Here is a 21,110-nt window from a genome sequence, read left to right on the forward strand (position 1 = left end):
CGTTACGCTCCTCTGCTGCGTAGTCGAAATGAGCTCCAGCCCCTAGCTTTCTCCGGTTAACCAAAATAGGGAACCAATCGCCTAAATCGCGATTAGTTCCCTATTTCCGTTAATCCTTTGGGGTTCTATGCTACACAGCTTAAACGTGCTCCACAACCCAACTTCTTCCGGTTAATAAAATCCCACCGTCAATCGCCTAAATCGCGATTAACGGCGGGATTCAATTAATCCTCGGAAGTTACCCGGGTTGTTCCGCACTCTCTACAGATTTCCCACATACTCCCGGTGTTTTTCTTCGTCGAATTCACCTTCGGACTTGCCCATTATGATGGCTGCCAGCGAATTTCCTACCACGTTTACTGCCGTCCGGCCCATATCGATGATCCGGTCCACACCAGCGATGAAGGTCAACCCGCTCATCGGTACGCCAATCGTTGCTACGGTTGCTAGAAGCACTACGAAGGACGCCCCGGGTACCCCGGCCATTCCCTTCGAAGTAATCATCAAGACTACCAACAACGTAATCTGGTGGCCGAGCGTCAAATGAATTCCGTACGCCTGTGCTAAGAAAAGCGCGCCGACCGCCTGATAAATTGCCGAGCCGTCGAGGTTAAATGTGTACCCTGTGGGGATTACAAAAGAAACGATTCCTTGGCTCACCCCGTATTTTTGCATTTTATCAATCATTTTTGGTAAGGCTGCTTCCGAACTAGCCGTCGAAAACGCCAAAATCAACTCGTTTTTAATAACTTTCAGGAGTTCAAAGAAGTTGATGTTGTGGAACTTCGCAACTAAGCCGAGTACCACAAGTACAAAGAAAAGCATTGCCACGTAAGTAATTAAAACGAATAGTCCCAACGGTTTAAGGGCATCAATTCCCATTTGGGCAATCGTCACGCCAATCAACGCGCAGACCCCAATTGGTGAAAAGTGCATGATCCAGTTGGTAACTTTAAACATAACCTCTTGCACGGCGGTAAGTGCGTCAATCAAAATCTGTCCCTGCTTGCCAATGGCCGTTAGTCCCAAACCAAAGAGCACGGAGAAGAAGATGACCGGCATCATGTTTCCTTCAGCCAGCGATGAAAAAATATTCGTCGGGATAATGTTCATCAACGTGGCCCAAATTCCGCTGTTGGATTTGGCTGCTTTGGCCGTCTCCACGTAAGAACTGATATCCGTACTTTGCAGGCTGTGAATGTCGATGTACGTTCCCGGATGAAAAACGTTAGCAAAAATCATTCCGACAACTAACGCAATCGTGGTCAAAACTTCGAAGTATATCAAAGTCTTCAACCCGACGCGGCCAAGTTCACTAACGTCACCCATTCCGGCGATTCCGACGGTCAGACAAGATACCACGATCGGTAAAACAATCATTTGAATCATGTGGATGAACATGGTTCCTAGATTTTGCATGACCGTGATAGCAACTTGATTATGGTAAAAACTAGCGCCTAAAACGACTCCCAAGATTAGACCAATGAGGATTTGCCAACCGAGGGTTAATCTCCAGTTCCGAACTTTTTTCATGCTACCACCCCTAAATTCTTTACTATCTACATATATTAGCATATTTAATGGGTTAATATTAGCCTTGAATTTTCCCAAATAGGAAATATCTCAAATGAATTCGTTTTCACCAAAAATTTTAGGGTGACATCTCTGCAAAATTAGGTTAGAATTATTTTTTCAGAAAAAGAAAATGGAGACGGAAATTATGACAACATCTTATTTGCGTAGAGCAACTAAGGCTGATTTGCCAGCCATTTTAACAATTATTAATGAAGCTAAGGCTTATTTGAAGGAACAGGGAATCAACCAGTGGCAAGCTGGCTACCCTACTAACCAAGACATTGAGAAAGATATTGAGCAACAAATTAGTTATGTATTAATGGTCGATGGACAGATTGCTGGTACGGCCGCATTGTGGCCAGATAACGATGTTAACTACGACGATATCCAGGAAGGTAGTTGGCGGGGCAACCCTGATGACAAATACATGTCAATTCACCGGATTGCGATTTCATCGAAGTTCCGCGGTCAACGTCTATCTGAGAAGATGATGCAAGGTCTCTTCACCATTAGTTCTTTACTTGGTTACGACGAAGTTCGTGTCGATACCCACCCGCTTAACAAGGGGATGCAAAAAGTTATTACCAACAATGGATTTGAGTATCGTGGGATTATTGACTTCATTGACGAAAACGAAGTTGATAATAAACGCTTTGCCTACCAATTGTATTTAAAATAGAATAATATTTAAAAAGCGTCGATTAGCCTAACGTAGGCCGATCGACGTTTTTTGTATTGCATTTCCAAACACTTTTCTTCCTATTATATAAAGCTCTCTTTTTGACCACAAAAAAATACCTGCCGCTAGCGATAGGTATCACCTACCACTAACTACAGGTATTTTTCAAATCTTAGGATGTCTCTTAATCGTTGATTAAAGAGCTTTTCTTAACTTAGTTTCTAGCTTTAAAGTCGACGATTATTCTTCATCGTGACGTTTACGCTTCTTACCAAGACCGAAGAGTCCCAGTAATCCACCAATCAAGCCAACTGTACCGGCTGCACGAGCACTAGCGTTATCTTCCTCACCAGTTTGTGGTAAGCGTTCTGCGCTATTTGTTCCGCCATTCGAACTATTTGCGCCGTTGCCACCATTACCTTGAGTAAGGTCGACACTACCGTCACCTTGGCCGTTGCCTGGTTGATATCCAGTATCCACTAGGCTAGCTCCGCCGTTGCCGGTATTGCCATTGCCGCCGTTAGTACCGTTACCTGTGCCGTTGCCAGCACCGCCATTCCAGGTTCCATCACCTGAGCCATTCGAACCATTGCCTTGGTCAGTTCCGTGATTATTTCCAGAACCGTCATTCGAGTTGTCGCCAGCACCATTGTTGGAACCGCCGTTATTCGAATCAGAACCTGAGCCATTGTTCGAGCCGCCGTTATCGGAGTCAGAACCGGAACCGTTATTGGATCCATCGTTGTTCGAGTCAGAGCCAGAACCGTTGTTGGATCCGTCGTTATTCGAATCAGAGTTCGATCCATTGTTAGATCCGTTATCGGAGTCATCGTTGTTCGAGTTAGAATCTGAGCCGTCTCCTGAATGATGGTTGTGGTTATCCGTTGAATCAGAACCGGAACCATTGTTATCAGAATCGGAGTTGGAACCGTTGTTGTTCGAGTCCGAATTTGATCCGCTGTTCGAGCCGCTATCATTCTTATCGGATGCAGACTGTGATTCACTCTCTTGCTTGTCAGACGTGGACTTCGATTCGCTTTCTTGCTTGTCAGATGCTGACTTCGATTCGCTTTCTTGCTTATCAGACGTCGACTTCGATTCACTTTCTTGTTTATCAGATGTCGAACGTGATTCACTAGCGATATCTCGTGAGTCTGACTTAGAAGCTGAATCGGAAATCGAAGCTGACTTCGATGCTGAATCGGAATCAGATGCTGATCTCGAAAGCGAGTCCGAACCAGAAGCCGAAATCGAGCTAGAACCAGAGGTCGACTTCGAGATTGAATCTGAGCCAGAGGTTGACTTCGAAATTGAATCCGAGCCAGAGGCCGAAACTGAACTAGAGCCAGAAGTTGACTTAGAAATCGAGTCCGAACCAGAAGCCGAAACTGAACTAGAACCGGAAGTCGACTTCGAAAGCGAGTCCGAACCAGAGGTTGACTTCGAGATTGAATCCGAGCCAGAGGCTGATCTAGACGATGAGTCCGAACTAGAACCAGAGGTCGAAATCGAATCCGAGTCGGAAGTTGACTTCGAAATCGAGTCTGAACCAGAGGTTGACTTCGAGATTGAATCGGAACCAGAAGCTGATCTAGACGACGAGTCCGAACTAGATGTTGACTTCGAGATTGAATCCGAGCCAGAAGCTGAAATCGAGCCAGAACCAGAGGTTGACTTAGAAATCGAGTCCGAACCAGAAGCTGATCTAGACAACGAGTCCGAACCAGAAGTTGACTTCGAGATTGAATCCGAGCCAGAAGCTGAAATCGAGCCAGAACCAGAGGTTGACTTAGAAATCGAGTCTGAACCAGAGGCCGAAATCGAGCCGGAACCAGAGGTCGACTTCGAGATTGAGTCGGAGCCAGAGGCTGATCTAGACGACGAGTCGGAGCTAGAGGTTGACTTCGAGATCGAGTCCGAACCGGAAGCCGAAATTGAACCTGAACCAGAAGTTGACTTCGAGATTGAGTCGGAGCCAGAAGCTGAAATCGATTCTGAGCCAGAAGTTGACTTAGAAATCGAGTCCGAACCAGAGGTTGACTTAGAAATCGAATCAGAACCAGAGTCAGACTTCGAAATCGAATCCGAGCTAGAGTCAGACTTCGAAAGTGAATCCGAACCAGAAGTTGACTTCGAGATTGAATCGGAACCAGAACCAGAGATTGAGTCAGAACCGGAGCCCGAAATTGAATCCGAGCCAGAACCAGAGATCGACTTCGAGATTGAGTCGGAACCAGAACCAGAGATTGACTTAGAAATCGAATCAGAGCCAGAGCCCGAAATCGAATCGGAGCCGGAACCAGAGATTGACTTCGAAATCGAGTCCGAACCGGAGCCCGAAATTGAATCTGAACCAGACGTTGACTTAGAAATTGAATCAGAGCCAGATGCCGAAATTGAATCCGAACCAGACGTCGACTTCGAGATTGAATCAGAACCAGAATCGGACTTCGAAAGCGAGTCGGAACCAGACGTCGACTTCGAAATTGAATCCGAACCAGAGCCAGACGTCGAGATTGATTCGGAGCCAGACGTTGACTTAGAAATCGAATCCGAGCCAGAAGCTGAAACCGAGTCCGAACCGGAACCAGAGATTGACTTAGAAATTGAATCCGAACCAGACGTCGAGATTGATTCTGAGCCGGAAGTTGACTTAGAAATCGAATCCGAGCCAGAACCGGAAATCGAATCCGAGCCGGAACCAGAGATTGACTTCGAAATCGAGTCCGAACCGGAGCCCGAAATTGAGTCGGAGCCAGACGTTGACTTCGAAATTGAGTCAGAGCCGGAAGCCGAAATTGAATCCGAGCCGGAAGTTGACTTCGAGATTGAATCGGAACCAGAATCGGACTTCGAAAGCGAGTCAGATCCAGATGTGGACTTCGAAATCGAGTCCGAACCAGAGCCGGAGGTTGAAATCGATTCGGAACCAGACGTCGACTTCGAAATTGAGTCGGAACCGGAGGTCGAGAGTGATTCGGAACCGGAAGTCGACTTCGAGATTGAATCTGAGCCAGAGCCTGAAATTGAATCAGAACCAGACGTCGACTTCGAGATTGAATCTGAGCCAGAGTCGGACTTCGAAAGCGAGTCAGATCCAGATGTGGACTTCGAAATTGAGTCCGATCCGGAGCCGGAGGTCGAAATCGATTCGGAACCGGATGTTGACTTAGAAATCGAATCGGAGCCAGAAGCTGAAACCGAATCCGAACCAGAACCAGAGATTGACTTCGAAATTGAGTCAGAGCCGGAGCCCGAAATTGAGTCCGAACCGGATGTTGACTTCGAAATTGAGTCCGAACCGGAAGCCGAGATCGATTCAGAGCCAGACGTTGACTTCGAAATTGAATCAGAACCAGAGGTCGAAAGCGAATCCGAACCGGATGTTGACTTCGAGATCGAATCCGAACCAGAATCGGACTTCGAAAGCGAGTCCGAACCGGATGTTGACTTAGAAATCGAATCGGAACCAGAATCGGACTTCGAAAGCGAGTCCGAACCAGATGTTGATTTCGAAATTGAGTCAGAACCAGATCCGGAGGTTGAAATTGATTCCGAACCAGACGTTGATTTAGAAATCGAGTCCGATCCGGAGCCCGAAATTGAGTCAGAGCCCGAACCAGAAACTGATTTCGAAATTGAGTCAGAACCGGAACCAGAGATTGAATCCGAACCAGATGTTGACTTCGAAATTGAATCCGAACCGGAAGCCGAAATTGAATCTGAGCCAGAAGTTGACTTCGAAATTGAGTCAGAACCGGACGTTGAAATTGATTCCGAACCAGACGTTGACTTCGAAAGCGAGTCGGAGCCGGACGTCGAGAGTGATTCGGAACCCGAAGTTGACTTCGAAATTGAGTCAGAACCGGAGCCCGAAATCGAATCGGAACCGGACGTCGACTTAGAAATCGAGTCCGATCCGGAGCCCGAAATTGAGTCGGAGCCAGAACCAGAGATTGACTTCGAAATTGAGTCCGATCCGGAGCCCGAAATTGAATCAGAACCAGACGTTGACTTCGAAATTGAATCAGAACCGGACTCTGACTTAGAAATCGAATCGGAACCAGAGGTCGAAAGCGAATCGGAACCGGACGTTGACTTCGAGATTGAATCAGAACCGGAGCCCGAAATCGAATCGGAACCAGAGGTGGAGATTGATTCGGAACCAGACGTTGACTTCGAAATTGAGTCAGAGCCGGAGCCCGAAACTGAGTCTGAACCAGAGGTGGAGATTGATTCGGAACCGGACGTTGACTTCGAAATCGAATCAGAACCGGAGCCCGAAATTGAATCGGAACCAGAAGTTGATTTCGAAATTGAGTCGGATCCAGATGCTGAGATCGAGTCTGAACCAGAAGTCGAGATTGATTCGGAACCGGACGTTGACTTCGAAATCGAATCAGAACCGGAGCCCGAAATCGAATCCGAGCCAGAAGTTGACTTAGAAACCGAATCAGACGTTGACTTCGAGATCGAGTCGGAGCCGGAGCCCGAAATCGAATCGGAGCCAGAAGTTGACTTAGAAATCGAATCAGACGTTGACTTCGAGATCGAGTCGGAGCCGGAGCCCGAAATTGAATCAGAGCCAGATGTCGACTTAGAAATCGAATCAGATGTTGACTTCGAGATCGAGTCTGAACCAGAGCCCGAAATCGAATCAGAACCGGACGTCGACTTCGAAACCGAATCAGACGTTGATTTCGAGATTGAGTCTGAACCGGAGCCTGAAATTGAATCAGAGCCTGACGTCGACTTCGAAACCGAGTCAGACGTTGACTTCGAGATCGAGTCGGAGCCGGAGCCCGAAATTGAATCCGAGCCAGATGTCGACTTAGAAATCGAATCAGACGTTGACTTCGAGATCGAGTCGGAGCCGGAGCCCGAAATCGAATCAGAACCGGACGTCGACTTCGAAACCGAATCAGATGTTGATTTCGAGATCGAATCAGAACCGGAACCGGACTTCGAAACTGAGTCGGCGTTAGATTCTGATTGACTGATACTATTAACGTCGTCCTTAATCGTAACCGTAACGGTCTTGGTTACTGTCTTACCCGTAGTTGGATCAGTATATGTCAAAGTAACTACATAAGTTCCAGGTACTGACCAATCGACATCATCCCAAGGGGTGTCTTCAACGGTAGCTTTGATTTCTGATAGATCAACTGGATCGCCATTAGCGTCGGTCGCACTAGCGTTTACATCACTGAGAGTCGGTGTGTTACCAGTCGTAGTTTCATAATTACTACCATCGATTGAAGTTTTGTCTTCATTAACCACAATGGTAACTTCTTTAGAAACCGTGTTGCCGTACTTATCTGTATAGTAGAGCGTTGCTGTATGTTCGCCTGGCACATCCCATAGCGTGTCATCGAAATCCCACGTTACATTGCTTAGGTCGTTATCTTGTTCACCATGCGTATCAGTAAGTCCACTTACAACTTGTTGTGGGGTTAATGGCTTACCTTCCCAAGTATTTACGCCATCCCTAACTTGAATATCTTGATCGTCATTGACCGTAACGGTAATGGTCGTAGTAATAGTGACCCCATACTTATCTGTATAGGAAAGTTCTACATCACTATAAGTTCCTGGAATATTCCAATTTACATTGTTACTCCACCTTACATTTTCTACGTCACTAGCTAATACGTCATCGCCATGCGAGTCCTTAAGCGTAGTTACTACCTCAGCAGGATCTAATGGTTCACCTTTCCAAGTGTTGCCATCATCAGCTTTAATTACCCCTTGGCCTACTACCTTAATACCAATTACACCAGTTACTTCTTTTCCACTTAACTTATCTGTGTAATGAACCGTAACATAATAAGTGCCGGGATCGTCCCAATCCACTGTGCCTTCCAAATCCGTCACAGACAATCGATTATCTACCAAAGCTTCAGCTGAATTTTCAACTGTGGTTCCGTCAGCTTCAGTAAGGGTAAGGTTAGGAAGCAAATCATTTATCGTTAAATGGGGATTACCCATATTGTAGATTGTATCTTTACCTTCAACCTTTGCGTTGTTAGCTACAACATTAATTGTGATGGTTGTTACAGCAGTGTCTTTAGTGTTAGGGTCAGTATATGTTACGTTTACTGTATAAGATCCTGTGTGATACCAGTTGCTGGCATCCATACTCCAACCAAAGTCTTTAGCAGTGTCTTGGTTATATTCTACAGGATTACCATTAGAGTCAATTGCACCATCTATAAATTCACCCATACCTTTAGGAGCGCCTTCATAGACAGTATCACCATGAGCATTTACCTCAACAGCCTTATCGACCACATGGATAATGATAGTCGTTTTTACACTCTCAAGGGAAGATGAATCGAAATAAGTAATTTCTACTTTATGGTCACCAACTTCGTTCCACCATTCGGGATGCTCATCAATATCCCAGCTGAGCCCATCCAAGTTATCTGGCTGTTCTCCAGCAGAATTATGCCAGTATTCCAACCCGTCCCGTATTGATTTCGGATTACCCACGGTGGTATTGATATCTTTACCTTTAATAGCTATCAAATCGTCTTGTTTATTGTAAACCCAATCGATTGACCAACCGTTCAGATAACCATCCTTCTGATTAGCAAAGTCTCCTTGCTCAACGTAGAGCTTGTAAAAAATATTATTATGAATCCAATCGTTGATTTCATCAATACTTTTAGCTGTTTTAACAAAGGCTCTGAACTGATCCGTAAACCACTTTTCTTGTTCTGAAGGGTTATCTGACACACCATCAATATGTTTGGTTGTACCTAAAATTCCAAAGTTGAGCTCTGCCTGACTAAAATCATTAACATATCCCTTAAATGTTGGTGGTTCATTGATGTGTACATCGTCAGCATCGCCATAATAATCAATGGCGTCCGAAATCGTTTTACCGTCATTACCCGTAAACGTTTCTCCGTGCCAAATTGGCGTGTCCTTAGTTGAATCTTTATTACTCTTAGTTAAGCTCTGACTCAGCGATGCCGATTGATCAACGGTTACTCGTGACTGACTGTCCTTCATCGAATTTGAGGCCGAGATAGACAAACTTTGTGAGCTTTGAGTACTATTCTGACTGGCTACCGACTTACTGTTTGTATCGGCTATGGAAGTTGAGCTCTGGCTATTATCAACGTTAGTTTGGCTACCGTTGTTCGTGCTTTGCTTCGTTACCGATTTAGATTGTTGATTGGTAGAATCTTGTTGGCTATCAGCTTGGCTGTGTTGTTGGCTGTTAGCGTTGGATGCTTTTTTAGTATCCGTCTTAGCCGCCTGTTGTTTAGCCTTTTCGCTAGCTTGTTTGGCTTGGTCACTAGCTTGATTAACCGCTTGTTGACTCTTACTTTGACTAGCCTTTTGTTGGCTCGCTGCTTGTGAAGCCTTTAAAGACGCACTTAAGCTAGCCGAAGCGGCCTTACTGGCTGACTGACTAGCGCTTGCTTGCGTATTTTGATTTGCGGTCGAAGCCGAATTCGTAACGCTGTTATGCGTCGAATTAGCATTTTGCGAGTTCGTGTTACTTGTCGAGCCCGGAATCGTCGCGCTCGTCTTGGTCGCGAGGAGGTTCTTGGACTTACTAAGGTCGAGATTTGCTCCCTTAGGCGTCTCATCCGCGCTGGCAATCGTGGTGGATCCTGCACCAAAAAGCCCGGCTACGATTCCCATTCCGGCAAAGAACCACTGCTTACCGCTTTTGTACATCTTGTAATGCTTTTTCTCATTAACATTCCATATTTTTCTCTTAGACATTAACTTCCTCCATTATTAATTAGGCAATTCCCTTTTTCATCTCTATGTAGCTAAACAGGAAATCGGTTTCGCCTTTTGCAGTAGTGCTGGTCGTTAATTTTGACCCCCTACCTAACCTACTTAACTGTACTTGCCCAGTGTTGAATCACTCAGAGAAACAAACTTTATCGTTACCAATTTCAACCAAACCCCGTCCTGGCGATCGCGAAGCCGGACAGGCAGATTCCGCGACGGCAAAAACCGTTTAAAAATCCCAGATCCTTCTTCTGTAATCTCATGGTAATTACCGTCACGGACATCTAAAGCCACTCCTTTCCGTATTTGTAAGTAGGCTATTTGCCTCACCTCAAAGTGTAATTGTAATTTATCCCCTTAGTTTCCCAATTTTTAGCAAACCAGGTCCATTTATTAAAAATCGATAGACTACAATGTCGACGGGGTATATCATTTTGCAAACTGCTCCCGAGTTGGTGACACTAGCACGGCACTCGTCACCTGCTGACTTTCCATTCCAAACTAACCGCGGTGCTGTTGCTTCAGCGCTTTTTGGACGAATTCCACCGATTGTGGTTCTTTATCCAACGATAATAAACAAAAAAACAGTAGATTAACCATCACCGTCCTTTAAAGTAAACCCTATTTAATTTTATACTTAGCCTTAAGGTACACCGTTAACGTTGCTTTTTATTCTCACTTTTTTCTTTATTTAGTTAAATCTCGACACAAATAAGGGTAAAGGGCGCAAAAAAAGAGCTCGGAAGCCGATTTCTTCGTCGAAATCGTTTCCCAGCTCTTTATCCCCATAAAGTATTCTGTTCGTTATAACTTTTTCATTACTCGGTTACCGTAACTTGGACAGGCTTGCTAAACCGCAGTACTTAGCGGCCACAACCCTAACTATATCCTTTCCTACCTTAATGATATGGTTTATCATTCAGTGTTCTGAAATACTTTTACAGCTTAACTCCTCACGGACGATACATGATATGGTTCGTTCCCAATGCATGGCTTCCTGCATCATTACCAATCAAGTCCCAATCAATCGGACTTTCCGGATCAACTAACGCCATTTTAAATAGGTAGTTATCGGTAGAATCGGGGATTGCTTCCCCAAAATCGTTAACTGCTTGTCCGAGATTAAAATTAAGGAAAGCTGTTGTTCTTTTATTTCCATATAACGAACTTGCATTAGCAGTTTTCAAAATTAAATTGGTGCCATCATATGAGAAATCTTCGTTCTTGTTAGTCCATATCATCGCAAGCGGTCCCGTATTAAAAACACCGTTTCCATTGAAATACTTTGTCCAACTACCATTCTCATTAATTTTCTCGAATAGGCCATGGAGTGGTTCTGGAATTTGAATCACCAAATTCGGCGCACCATAATTGCCTGAGCCACTTCCCGAATAGTTAAATTGCAGACCACCGCTATAAGTACCATCACCATTTTTATCTAATCCATAATAAGCGCCGCCAGTAATGTTTAAATTACCCTTCTCTAAAGCACTAACTAAGTTGGTTTTCTGTACTGGGACAGTTTTTGTTTTATCAAGATTTTGGGAATTCGCGCTCCCCCGACTTAGAACTTGTCGTGGTGCCTTAGTGTACTCTGCAGCCTTGGTCGTAGTTTCGGTGCGGGTCGCGTTAACCGTTGCCGCCTTAGCAGAAGCGTGGGATTGCACCATGCCCGCCCCAAGCATTACCAGCATTACTGCGGAAGCAAGAAGCCAGCGCTTATTCCGCTTAGCCACCTGATAATTACCAGCTTTGTGACCCGTTCCGTTGCTGAAATACTTTTTAAAACCTTTATACATTGGGAAGCCTCCTCTGTCCATCAATTTAAAGTTATTGAAATCGTTCGTTAACCATAATCTACCGCGTGCATCGTTTTTGATGCTTGTTAACGCTTTCATAATAATCTTTATGGGGTTAATTGTCAAACGATATGCGTTGAATTAATTCGGCTTGGTTAGCTATTTCACAATACAATTACAATCGTACCCTCGTTGACTGCCAAAGCCATTCAGCTAATTATTTAACAACAAAAAAAGCCAGGAAACTGATTTCTTTTAGAAATCATTTCCTAGCTTCTTTACTCCCCCATAAAACTTATTCGTTCGTGATTACTTTTTCGTTAACTACCCACAGTTACTTTTACTGGTTCACTAGCATTGTCATCAACCGTCTGGACTACTGAGACTTCGTCGCCTGCTTTTAGATCTGCTCCACTTGCATCAACTACCCAAACGCCATTTTTACCAACCGTCACCGGGTCACCGATTGGTTCGCCGTCTGGTCCGGTAACAGTGATGGTCGCTCCTGGAATCCCTTTTCCTTTAATGGTTGTGGCATCTTCCTTAATGTCGTTGACAGTTGGTGGTGCTGTCCGCTCTTGCACAATTTGTGAAGTTTCTTCACTAACGTTGTCGCCGTCTGCTTGTACTGCCGTGACTTCATCACCCGGTTGCAGTTTGGCATCGCCTACGTCAACCGTCCAGTTCCCTTCGGCATCAACCGTCACTGGATCCAAAGTCTTGCCTCCTGGAATTGTAACCGTGACCGTTGCACCTGGAACTCCTTTACCGCTAATCGTTGTAGCTCCTTCTATAATGCCGTTGATTGATGGTTTGTCAGTCCGCTTTTGTACGATTTGTGAAGCTTCTTCACTGACGTTATCGCCGTCTGCTTGTACTGCCGTGACTTCATCGCCTGCTTTCAAGTCTTCTCCACTCACATCGAGTGTCCAGTTTCCTTCGGCATCAATCGTTACTGGTTTTGAGGTTTCGCCGCTCGGTAAGGTTACCGTGACTGTTGCGCCTGGTTTCCCTGTTCCCGTGATCGTGGTAGCCCCTTCGATAATACCGTTGATGACTGGCGGTGCAGTCCGCTCTTGCACAATTTGAGTGGTTGGGTCACTGACGTTGTCACCGTCTGCTTGTACTGCCGTAACTTTATCACCCGGTTGCAGTTTGGCATCGCCTACGTCAACCGTCCAGTTTCCGTTGGCATCCACCGTCACCGATGGTAGGGGGTCACCGTTTGGTAAGGTTACGGTAACCGTTGCGCCCGGTTTTCCCTTTCCTTTGATGACAGAATCGCCTGCGATGATTCCGTCCATCGAGGGGGGGTTAACAGTTTCCTTAGCCTTTACGATTGTTGTACCTTCTGGACCCTGTTTTCCATCTTTAGTTTGGTAAGCATGGAGCTCATCACCAGCGAGCAATTTAACCCGTCCAGTACTGAGTGTCCAGGTACCGTCGCTGCCAACCGTGGTGTGACCAATTACGATATCGTCAGCACCGTTCGTTCCTTTGACGTAGACATAAACTGTGTCGCCGGCGGTACCTTGTCCTCTAATGGTGGTGTCGCCTTCCGTTACCGGGCTAAAAGTTGGCGCGGTAATTTCTTCTGGCTTAGGTTGTACTACGGTAGTACCATTTGGACTCTGTTTATCCCCCTTAGTTTGGTAAGCGTAGAGTTGGTCGCCTTCGAAGATGTTAACCCGGCCGGTAGATAATGACCAAGTTCCATCTGCGCCAACTGTAGTATGACCAATCAGAATGTCATCGCTGCCGTTGGTGCCCTTCACGTAGACGTAGACTGTGTCGCCAGCTTCACCTTGTCCACTGATGGTGTCATCGCCTTCCTTTACTTCATCGAAAGTGGGCGCTGGAATTTCTTCCGGCTTAGGAAGTACCGTAGTGGTGCCGTTCGCACTTTGTTGGTCGCCGTTCGTTTGGTAAGCGTAGAGCTGGTCACCTTCGAAGAGGTTAACCCGGCCAGTAGATAGTGACCAAGTTCCATCTGCGCCAACTGTAGTGTGTCCAATTAAGATGTCATCGCTGCCGTTGGTGCCCTTCACGTAGACATAGACTGTGTCGCCCACTTCACCTTTTCCAGTAATGGTGTCATCGCCTTCCTTTACGTCGTTAAACGTTGGGGCTGGCAGTTCTTCCGGCTTAGGAAGCACTGTAGTGGTGCCGTTCGCACTTTGTTGGTCACCATTGGTTTGGTAAGCGTAGAGTTGGTCACCTTCGAAGAGGTTAACCCGGCCAGTAGATAGTGACCAAGTTCCATCTGCACCAACTGTAGTGTGTCCAATCAAGATGTCATCGCTGCCGTTGGTGCCCTTCACGTAGACGTAGACTGTGTCGCCGACTTCACCTTTTCCAGTAATGGTGTCATCGCCTTCCTTTACGTCGTTAAACGTTGGGGCTGGCAGTTCTTCCGGCTTAGGAAGCACTGTAGTGGTGCCGTTCGCACTTTGTTGGTCGCCATTGGTTTGGTAAGCGTAGAGCTGGTCACCTTCGAAGAGGTTAACCCGGCCAGTAGATAGTGACCAAGTTCCATCTGCGCCAACTGTAGTGTGTCCAATCAAGATGTCATCGCTGCCGTTCGTGCCCTTCACGTAGACGTAGACTGTGTCGCCCACTTCGCCTCGACCTGTGATGGTAGAAGCGCCTTCCCTTACTTCATCGAAGCTTGGCGCTGGCAGTTCTTCCGGCTTAGGAAGCACTGTAGTGGTGCCATTCGGACTCTTTTGGTCGCCATTGGTTTGGTAAGCGTAGAGTTGGTCGCCTTCGAAGATGCTAACCCGGCCAGTATTTACCGACCAAGTTCCATCGGCCTTAACTGTCGCGTGACCAATCAAGACGTCATCGCTACCGTTCGTCCCCTTCACGTAGACATAAACGATGTCGCCGACTTCGCCTCGACCTGTGATGGTGGTTGCGCCTTCGCGTACTTCATCGAAGCTTGGCGCTGGCAATTCTTCTGGCTTAGGAAGCACTGTAGTGGTGCTATCGGAACTCTGCTGGTCACCCCTAGTTTGGTAAGCATAGAGTTGGTCGCCCTCGAAGAGGTTTACTCGTCCGGTATCTATCGACCAAGTTCCATCGGCCTTAACTGTTGCATGACCAACCAAGATGTCATCGCCGCCGTTGGTGCCCTTCACGTAGACATAAACCGTGTCGCCCACTTCGCCTCGACCTGTGATGGTAGAAGCGCCTTCGCGTACTTCATCGAAGCTTGGCGCTGGAACCTCTTCTTGTTTAGGGAGTACCGTAGTTGTACCATTTGGACTTTGTTGGTCGCCCTTGGTTTGGTAAGCGTAGAGTTGGTCACCTTCGTAGACGTTAACTCGTCCAGTGGCTACCGACCAAGTTCCATCTGCTCTAACTGTTGCGTGGCCAACCAAGATGTCATCGCCGCCGTTCGTGCCCTTCACGTAAACATAAACTGTGTCGCCAGCTTCGCCTCGGCCTGTGATAGTGGTTGCGCCTTCCCGCACGTTATCAAACGTTGGTGCTGGGATTTCTTCTGGCTTAGGAAGTACTGTTTGATAAGCCTTTTCACTGTTCATTCCGTCACGGCTTTGGATGGCATAAACGATTGTACCTTCGGTTAAGTTGTAATGACTAGCATCGACTTGCCAAGTTCCATCGGATTGAACGGTTACGGTTTGTCCAATTTGGACGTCGCCGTCTTGGAAGTATACGCTGATTTCATCACCAACTACACCAGTTCCGGTGATCACTTGGTCACCTTCCCTGATTGGGTTGATACCTGGTTTAACAACATTTTCACGACCTTTTACGGTGCTGTAAGCACGTTCACTGTCGACGTTATTCCGAGTTTGAACGGCGTATACAACCGTACCTTTGGTCAAGTTATAGTGACTAGCATCGACCGTCCAAGTTCCATCAGCGCGAACGATTACGGTTTGTCCAATTTGGACGTCACCGTCTTGGAAGTATACTCTGAGTTCGGAACCAGCTTCACCTGTACCGGTGATGACTTTGTCACCTTCCGTAATGTCGTTGATAACTGGTTTTTCAACTACTTCTCTGGCTTTTACTGAAACCGTGTCTTTGTCACTAGTTACGCCATCTCGAGTTTGAACTGCAGAAATTACATCTCCATCAACTAGTCTTGTATGCCCGGCGTTCACTGTCCAAGTTCCATCGGCTTGAACAGTTGCGTGACCGATTACACTATTCACGTCATCATCAAAGTAAACTGTGACTTCATCTCCAGGTTCACCCGTTCCGGTGATGACCGTGTCACCTTCCGCAATCGGATTGATGATTGGTGCGTCAACGTGAATTTCTCCAAGAACCGTTGTGTACTGCTTGTCGCTTCGCGAGTTTCCTTTAATTTGTACCGCATAAATGCTTTCGCCTTCGACTAAATTATACTGATCTGAAATAGCGGCTCTCCATTTACCATCCGCCCCAACAGTTGTAGTACCAATCATCACATCTTCACCACCGCCTACACCTGGCATGTAAACTTGGATAGTGTCTCCAGCAATCCCCGTACCAGTTACATATTTGCTGCCCGCATGTGGTGCGTCAATGCCTGGCTTTTCAATCACTTCTGGAGCTTTCTGAACAGGTACTTTAACCTCATCACTGGTTTGCCCGTTAACATTTTGTGAAACGCTAATTTCACTTCCAGCTGGTTGTGTTGGAATGGTAATACTAAAGTCACCATTTTCATTGGTATGGGTACGCAATGTCCCGCCAGTAGGTAACGTAATTACAATTTCAGCATTTGGTTCACCCTTACCTGTAAGCGTTGTGGTATTGTCATAAACCGGCTGATTAACGGTTGGTGGATTCAATTCGTCCCGTGTCGGCATCAGATGACTAGTATTTAATGACGCAACACCCGCGTAGTCACCAATTGGATGCCAGTCGATAATATCTGTTGGTTCAATTACTGCGGCTCTAAATGTATAGTTATCGCCAGCATTATCAATCTGTTCTTTAAAGTCGGTAACTGCTTGACCAATATTGAAATTAAGGTTAATTTCGGTTGTCTTCTGTTCAAAAGCAAAGTCTACTCGCCTATTTTTTAGAATTAACGTGCTTCCGTCATACGAAAAATCACTATTTGTATAGGTCCACGGAACTGAATAACTAGGGAAAGGCCATATAGTAACTGTAAACTTACCATCACCACTAAAGTATTTTGTCCAATTTCCCGTTTGATTAATTTTAGAGAATAGATCCCGTAATTGTGGCGGAATTTGCAGTATTAGGTTCGATTCTTCACCAACCTGGGCCACGATCGCACTTCCGTTATACTTGAAATGCAGATTCCCATCGTAAGTTCCGTCTTCATTAAGAGTCAATCCATCAGCTGCGGAGCCATCAATCGCTAGGCTCCCATCTTCCAAAACAGAAATTCCTGCCCGCGGATCGCGATCCTTGGCGGTCTTATCCTTATCAACCTTTTTGTTATCAACCGCATTTTTATCCTTAGCTTGTGCATTAGCATCGGCTTTTGCCTTTGCTGCGGCATCATTATTGATGTCGTTTTGGTCATTTGTATCTAACCCTGAAGTTCCAATTTCGTCTGTGGACACGCCTTCTTTTTTAACTGAAGCGTCAGAGTTAGACGCAGAAGAGTTGTCCGCTGGTTTAGCTGCTGAAGAGTTGTTTGCTTGTGCTTTGTTGTCTTTACCGTCTGCTGCTGGCTTAGCTGCTGAAGATGATGCTGCGCTACTTGCCTTTGCAGATTCTTGTTCATTTTTGCTAGCGTTGCTTGCTGAAGCATCGTTCTTTTGTTCAGCCTTCGCTGCGCTGCTTGGTGCGTCGGCTTTCTTTTGTTCAGTTTGTGCTGCAGCACTTGTTGCTGACTTGTCCGCTGCTGAACTTGCTGCCTTAGTTGGCGCTGCACTGCTGGCTGCTGAGCTTGCAGTTGCGCCCTTTTCTACTTTGGCAGCGCTATCATTTTGAATTGATGATTGTGCTGCTTTAGCGGGAGCCGCCGAGCTTGGAGCTGCGCTGCTTGCCGCTGCCGTAGTTTCTTTAGCTGGCGTTACGCTAGCGCTTTGTGCTTCCTTCGCTTCGGCAACCTTATGAACCATTTCAGTTTGCGGTTCGTTGACTGTATCCGCATGAGCAGCGGTGTCGGTCTGCATCATTCCCGCTCCAAGCATCGATAACATCAATGCGGAAGCGAAAACCCAGTGCTTATTTACCTTGTACATCTTAAAGTTACTAACTTTACTATCTACCACACCGTGGTGGTTCTTTGGATTCTTATTCATTTTGAATCCCCCCATTTTTCATTATTTTTAACTTATGGAAGCATTACATCATTATTATGCTTAATTAATGTTATGTATTAGCTTCTTCTAAGTTAATGTCTACATGATATTCTACATGGTGTTCGTTGTCAAACGGTAAGATTGAATTTTTTCTATAAAAGTATGTTATTTCACAAAGAAATCACGTATAAACGCTGTCATATCAAGGGTTCACGGTGACGAATTTTTTTAAAAAATATTTTAGGTTGTTTTAGGTAAAACGTTTTAACAGTTCACCCTCACACTCTATTAATGGGGCACATCAAATTAAAACATGTTACCCTTTTTGGTAATTTTGTAATGAAAGCGCAAACAAAACCGGAACTGTTATTTTAAACAGTTCCGGTTTCTTTTTAGTGTAGAATAAATATTCATCAGTTTTTAAATGTTTAAGTAAATCGAAATAAACATCAACGTGGTTCCCGCCATTACGAAGAAGTGCCAAATCAAATGCAATCCGGGAATCTTAGGAAAGCTATAGATGATCGCGCCAACGGTGAAGGTCACCCCGCCGGCAACCAGTAGCCAAAAACCTAGCGGCGACAAGTTGGCGTAGAGGGTCTTCCCGGCCAGCAGACATAACCAGCCCATCACCACGTAAATGGTCGTTTCTACTTTTTGAAAACGCCCCTTACTTAAAATGTGGGTGATAATCCCGGCGATTGCCATCGTCCAGATTGCGCTTAGCATGATGATCCCGCTGCGCCGGTCTAAAAAAATTATGCAATAAGGTGTATAAGTGCCCGCGATCAGTAAAAAGATGTTACTGTGGTCAATAATTTGAAAAATTCGCTTGGCCTTCGTGAACGCGAGGCAGTGGAATAGCGTCGACGCCAGGTACAGTGCTAGAAGCGTTGCGCCATAAATGACGAGGCTGACGGTATCCCGCGTCGGCAGCCCGTTCGAAATCGATTTCATAATTAACAAAGCGACTAGCCCGAGGCTCGCGACAAACGCGACCCCGTGGGTAATCGCGTTCCATATCTCATAAACTACTTGGCTCCTTTGAACTTTTTGCATTTTTAGTCCCCCATTTACTTACCTTGGATGACTTCATTATACATAGAATTGCATTCTACGTAAAGCGTAGTAATTATCTATTTGATGTTGGTTTATGTTATGATATATTTGGAGGTTTGTGCTATGAATACAGAAAAATACCAGCAGTGGTTGGCTGATTTTAAGCAGCTTCGCTTACCGGATTACCAACAATTTCCTGACCTAGCTCTCTACATGGACCAGGTCATCCAAGAAACCAACCGCTACCTAACGCCCATTTTACACGCCGAGGTCACCAAAACCATGATCAACAGCTACGTCAAGATGGGCTTAGTGCCCCACCCACTCAAGAAAAAATATACCGCGGAGCACCTCGCGTTGATTATGATGATTAGCGTTTTGAAAACCAGCTTTAGTTTGGACACCATCAAATCGCTACTGGCAACCGACGAGGTCGAAGCCCACTTCAACGAATTCGTGCGTATTTTCAATCACGAGATCGAACACCTCGACGAGGCCGTCCAATCTTTCTCGCCTTTAGAGATGGCAATCCGCGCGGTACTTTATAAATTAATTTTGGAGCGCAAGCTGAGCTGATGCCGGTTTGTGCTTTTTTTGGTACATGAGAGTGGGTGGTTCTACTGCTGCCGTAGTCGAAACGCGCGAAAAAGCCTAGCTCCTTCCGGTTAACCCAATTAAGGGATCAATCGCCTAACCCGCGATTAATCCCTTAATTATGTTAATCCTCACGAGCTGACCAGGCTTTGTCGCGCTCTACTATTTTCCACTTGTCACCTTTATTCCAACAATCCCAATCACTAGCAATGCTACAAACAGCCACGTAATTGCTGGGAGGCGGTCCCTAAAGCAGATTACCCCTACTAGAATTGAGCCGACCGCCCCAATTCCCGTCCAAATCGGGTACGCCAAACTTAACGGCAAGTGTTTTACTGCCAAGCCCAAAAAAACAAAACTGAGGATCATGCCGACCACCGTCACTACGCTTGCTCCGAGTTGGCTAAACCCCTGGCTCATTTTCAGCGCCGTAGCCCACACCACTTCCAGAATTCCGGCAACTACCAAATATATCCACGTCATTAAAATCTCCTCCTAAACAAAAAAGGCATCTGTAAAGCTCTTCTCAGACCTAATGAGCTTTACAAATGCCAACCACCCGGTGGTGATTTCTTATTTTTTTAATTTAAGGACATCATAACAACTTTCAAAACCATTGGCAACTTTGCCAGTTACCGCAGTTTCGTCAAAATAACTTCACTCAACAATTGACCAGCGCCCTTTTGGCCCGCCAACTCATCGTAGTGTCGTTGGAAACGTTCATCGGCTTGGTACATTTGCGCTAAATTTTGGTGGTAAGCTGGCGAATACTGCTTACCAACCATGATTTTCAGCCACTCCTGATGGGCAGTAAAAATCGCCGCCTTGGTCGCGTCGCTATTTTGCGTCAACGCCTCCCACAACAAGGTGCCCAACTCTTTTTCAAGGGCATCTGCCCTTTGTAATTGGGCTTCCGAAAGCGCCAAGTAGTGTTGGTTGGCGACTTCCACCGTTTCCTTGCCATATTTTTGCCGAATTTCTTGACCAAATTGACTTTCGTTTTCCGCCAGTCTTTGGGCCTTTAAACTGCTAAACTTTTCACTGTCACTCATCTTGCCCACTCCCCTTAACATTTTGATGGAGGAGGCGATTGCCAAGTCTAAATCTTGGAGCCGGCGTTGCTTTTCCGCGATGCGGCCGCGTTGGCTTTCCAAAGCCGCGATTTGCGTCGTCAACGGTTGCGCCATGATTTCCCGAATGGTTGCCAACGAAACGCCCAACGTCTTAAAGAACAGAATCCGTTGCAACTCGTCTACCTGGGCTTTCGCGTACCACCGGGTGCCCGACTCCGTACGCCGCGCCGGTACTAGTAGCCCAATCTGGTCGTAATACCGCAACGTTCGCGAACTAATCCCCGCCAGCTTCGCCAAATCTTGGATGGAATACATCCCCTCACCTCCT

At 46.0% G+C, this 21,110-nt stretch carries 11 protein-coding genes and 1 pseudogene; 3 read left to right on the forward strand and 9 right to left on the reverse strand.

The window, feature by feature from the left end; translation table 11 throughout:
- Window positions 1-261: 261 nt before the first annotated feature.
- A complete protein-coding gene (locus tag I6H64_RS08725; RefSeq protein ID WP_036685990.1) occupies window positions 262-1,533 on the reverse strand; it encodes a cation:dicarboxylate symporter family transporter in 1,272 nt (423 codons plus the stop codon).
- Window positions 1,534-1,720: 187 nt separating this feature from the next.
- Here I6H64_RS08725 and I6H64_RS08730 point away from each other — a divergent pair, with 187 nt between their 5' ends.
- Window positions 1,721-2,254, forward strand: coding sequence for a GNAT family N-acetyltransferase (locus I6H64_RS08730; protein WP_002829277.1), 534 nt, complete (start codon window positions 1,721-1,723; stop codon window positions 2,252-2,254).
- A gap of 240 nt (window positions 2,255-2,494) precedes the next feature.
- Here I6H64_RS08730 and I6H64_RS10185 read toward each other — a convergent pair whose 3' ends face one another.
- Window positions 2,495-2,734 carry an LPXTG cell wall anchor domain-containing protein gene (locus tag I6H64_RS10185; protein WP_005916194.1) on the reverse strand — a complete coding sequence of 80 codons (240 nt, stop codon included), beginning with the start codon at window positions 2,732-2,734 and terminating at the stop codon, window positions 2,495-2,497.
- Window positions 2,734-2,994: a hypothetical protein gene (locus tag I6H64_RS10190; RefSeq protein WP_232623500.1), complete on the reverse strand. Its 261-nt coding sequence runs from the start codon at window positions 2,992-2,994 to the stop codon at window positions 2,734-2,736. The genes I6H64_RS10185 and I6H64_RS10190 overlap by 1 nt, the downstream gene beginning before the upstream one ends.
- 131 nt (window positions 2,995-3,125) lie before the next feature.
- On the opposite strand from I6H64_RS10190, the gene I6H64_RS10195 reads away from it, so the two are divergent.
- On the forward strand, window positions 3,126-7,250 hold the full coding sequence (locus I6H64_RS10195) for a hypothetical protein (RefSeq protein WP_232623501.1): 4,125 nt from the start codon (window positions 3,126-3,128) through the stop codon (window positions 7,248-7,250).
- Between the two features lie 2,660 nt (window positions 7,251-9,910).
- Here I6H64_RS10195 and I6H64_RS10280 read toward each other — a convergent pair.
- From I6H64_RS10280 to trhA, 4 genes and pseudogenes are all read right to left on the reverse strand, one after another.
- A pseudogene (locus tag I6H64_RS10280) lies at window positions 9,911-9,997 on the reverse strand (KxYKxGKxW signal peptide domain-containing protein); the annotation flags it as partial.
- A gap of 968 nt (window positions 9,998-10,965) precedes the next feature.
- A complete protein-coding gene (locus tag I6H64_RS08740) occupies window positions 10,966-11,811 on the reverse strand; it encodes a hypothetical protein (protein ID WP_036685949.1) in 846 nt (281 codons plus the stop codon).
- Window positions 11,812-12,131: 320 nt separating this feature from the next.
- Complete coding sequence (locus tag I6H64_RS08745; protein ID WP_198458922.1) at window positions 12,132-18,056, reverse strand: Ig-like domain-containing protein; 5,925 nt, start codon at window positions 18,054-18,056, stop codon at window positions 12,132-12,134.
- 420 nt (window positions 18,057-18,476) lie between these two features.
- Entirely contained in the window at window positions 18,477-19,115 is a 639-nt protein-coding gene (gene trhA, locus I6H64_RS08750; protein ID WP_008842001.1) for a PAQR family membrane homeostasis protein TrhA, read from the reverse strand.
- 123 nt (window positions 19,116-19,238) lie between these two features.
- Between trhA and I6H64_RS08755 the strand changes: the two genes are divergently transcribed.
- Window positions 19,239-19,691: a DUF1836 domain-containing protein gene (locus I6H64_RS08755; RefSeq protein WP_008842000.1), complete on the forward strand. Its 453-nt coding sequence runs from the start codon at window positions 19,239-19,241 to the stop codon at window positions 19,689-19,691.
- Window positions 19,692-19,871: 180 nt separating this feature from the next.
- Here the strand turns inward: I6H64_RS08755 and I6H64_RS08760 are convergent, their stop codons facing one another.
- Together I6H64_RS08760 and I6H64_RS08765 are read right to left on the reverse strand one after the other, a co-directional pair.
- The gene (locus tag I6H64_RS08760) at window positions 19,872-20,192 is read right to left on the reverse strand and encodes a DMT family transporter (protein WP_008841999.1); all 321 of its coding nucleotides are present in this window, start codon (window positions 20,190-20,192) and stop codon (window positions 19,872-19,874) included.
- A gap of 149 nt (window positions 20,193-20,341) precedes the next feature.
- On the reverse strand, window positions 20,342-21,097 hold the full coding sequence (locus tag I6H64_RS08765) for a MerR family transcriptional regulator (protein ID WP_008841998.1): 756 nt from the start codon (window positions 21,095-21,097) through the stop codon (window positions 20,342-20,344).
- Window positions 21,098-21,110: the final 13 nt, after the last annotated feature.

It is taken from the genome of Pediococcus acidilactici, from assembly GCF_016127815.1.
GTDB lineage: Bacteria > Bacillota > Bacilli > Lactobacillales > Lactobacillaceae > Pediococcus > Pediococcus acidilactici.

What these genes read in the sequence shown, in the direction of transcription:
- I6H64_RS08730 (WP_002829277.1), top strand. Translation starts at nt 1,721, where the DNA reads ATGACAACATCTTATTTGCGTAGAGCAACTAAGGCTGATTTGCCAGCC.
- I6H64_RS08725 (WP_036685990.1), bottom strand. Translation starts at nt 1,533, where the DNA reads ATGAAAAAAGTTCGGAACTGGAGATTAACCCTCGGTTGGCAAATCCTC.
- I6H64_RS08745 (WP_198458922.1), bottom strand. Translation starts at nt 18,056, where the DNA reads ATGAATAAGAATCCAAAGAACCACCACGGTGTGGTAGATAGTAAAGTT.
- I6H64_RS08755 (WP_008842000.1), top strand. Translation starts at nt 19,239, where the DNA reads ATGAATACAGAAAAATACCAGCAGTGGTTGGCTGATTTTAAGCAGCTT.
- I6H64_RS08740 (WP_036685949.1), bottom strand. Translation starts at nt 11,811, where the DNA reads ATGTATAAAGGTTTTAAAAAGTATTTCAGCAACGGAACGGGTCACAAA.
- I6H64_RS10190 (WP_232623500.1), bottom strand. Translation starts at nt 2,994, where the DNA reads ATGGATCCAATAACGGTTCCGGTTCTGACTCCGATAACGGCGGCTCGA.
- I6H64_RS08765 (WP_008841998.1), bottom strand. Translation starts at nt 21,097, where the DNA reads ATGTATTCCATCCAAGATTTGGCGAAGCTGGCGGGGATTAGTTCGCGA.
- trhA (WP_008842001.1), bottom strand. Translation starts at nt 19,115, where the DNA reads ATGCAAAAAGTTCAAAGGAGCCAAGTAGTTTATGAGATATGGAACGCG.
- I6H64_RS08760 (WP_008841999.1), bottom strand. Translation starts at nt 20,192, where the DNA reads ATGACGTGGATATATTTGGTAGTTGCCGGAATTCTGGAAGTGGTGTGG.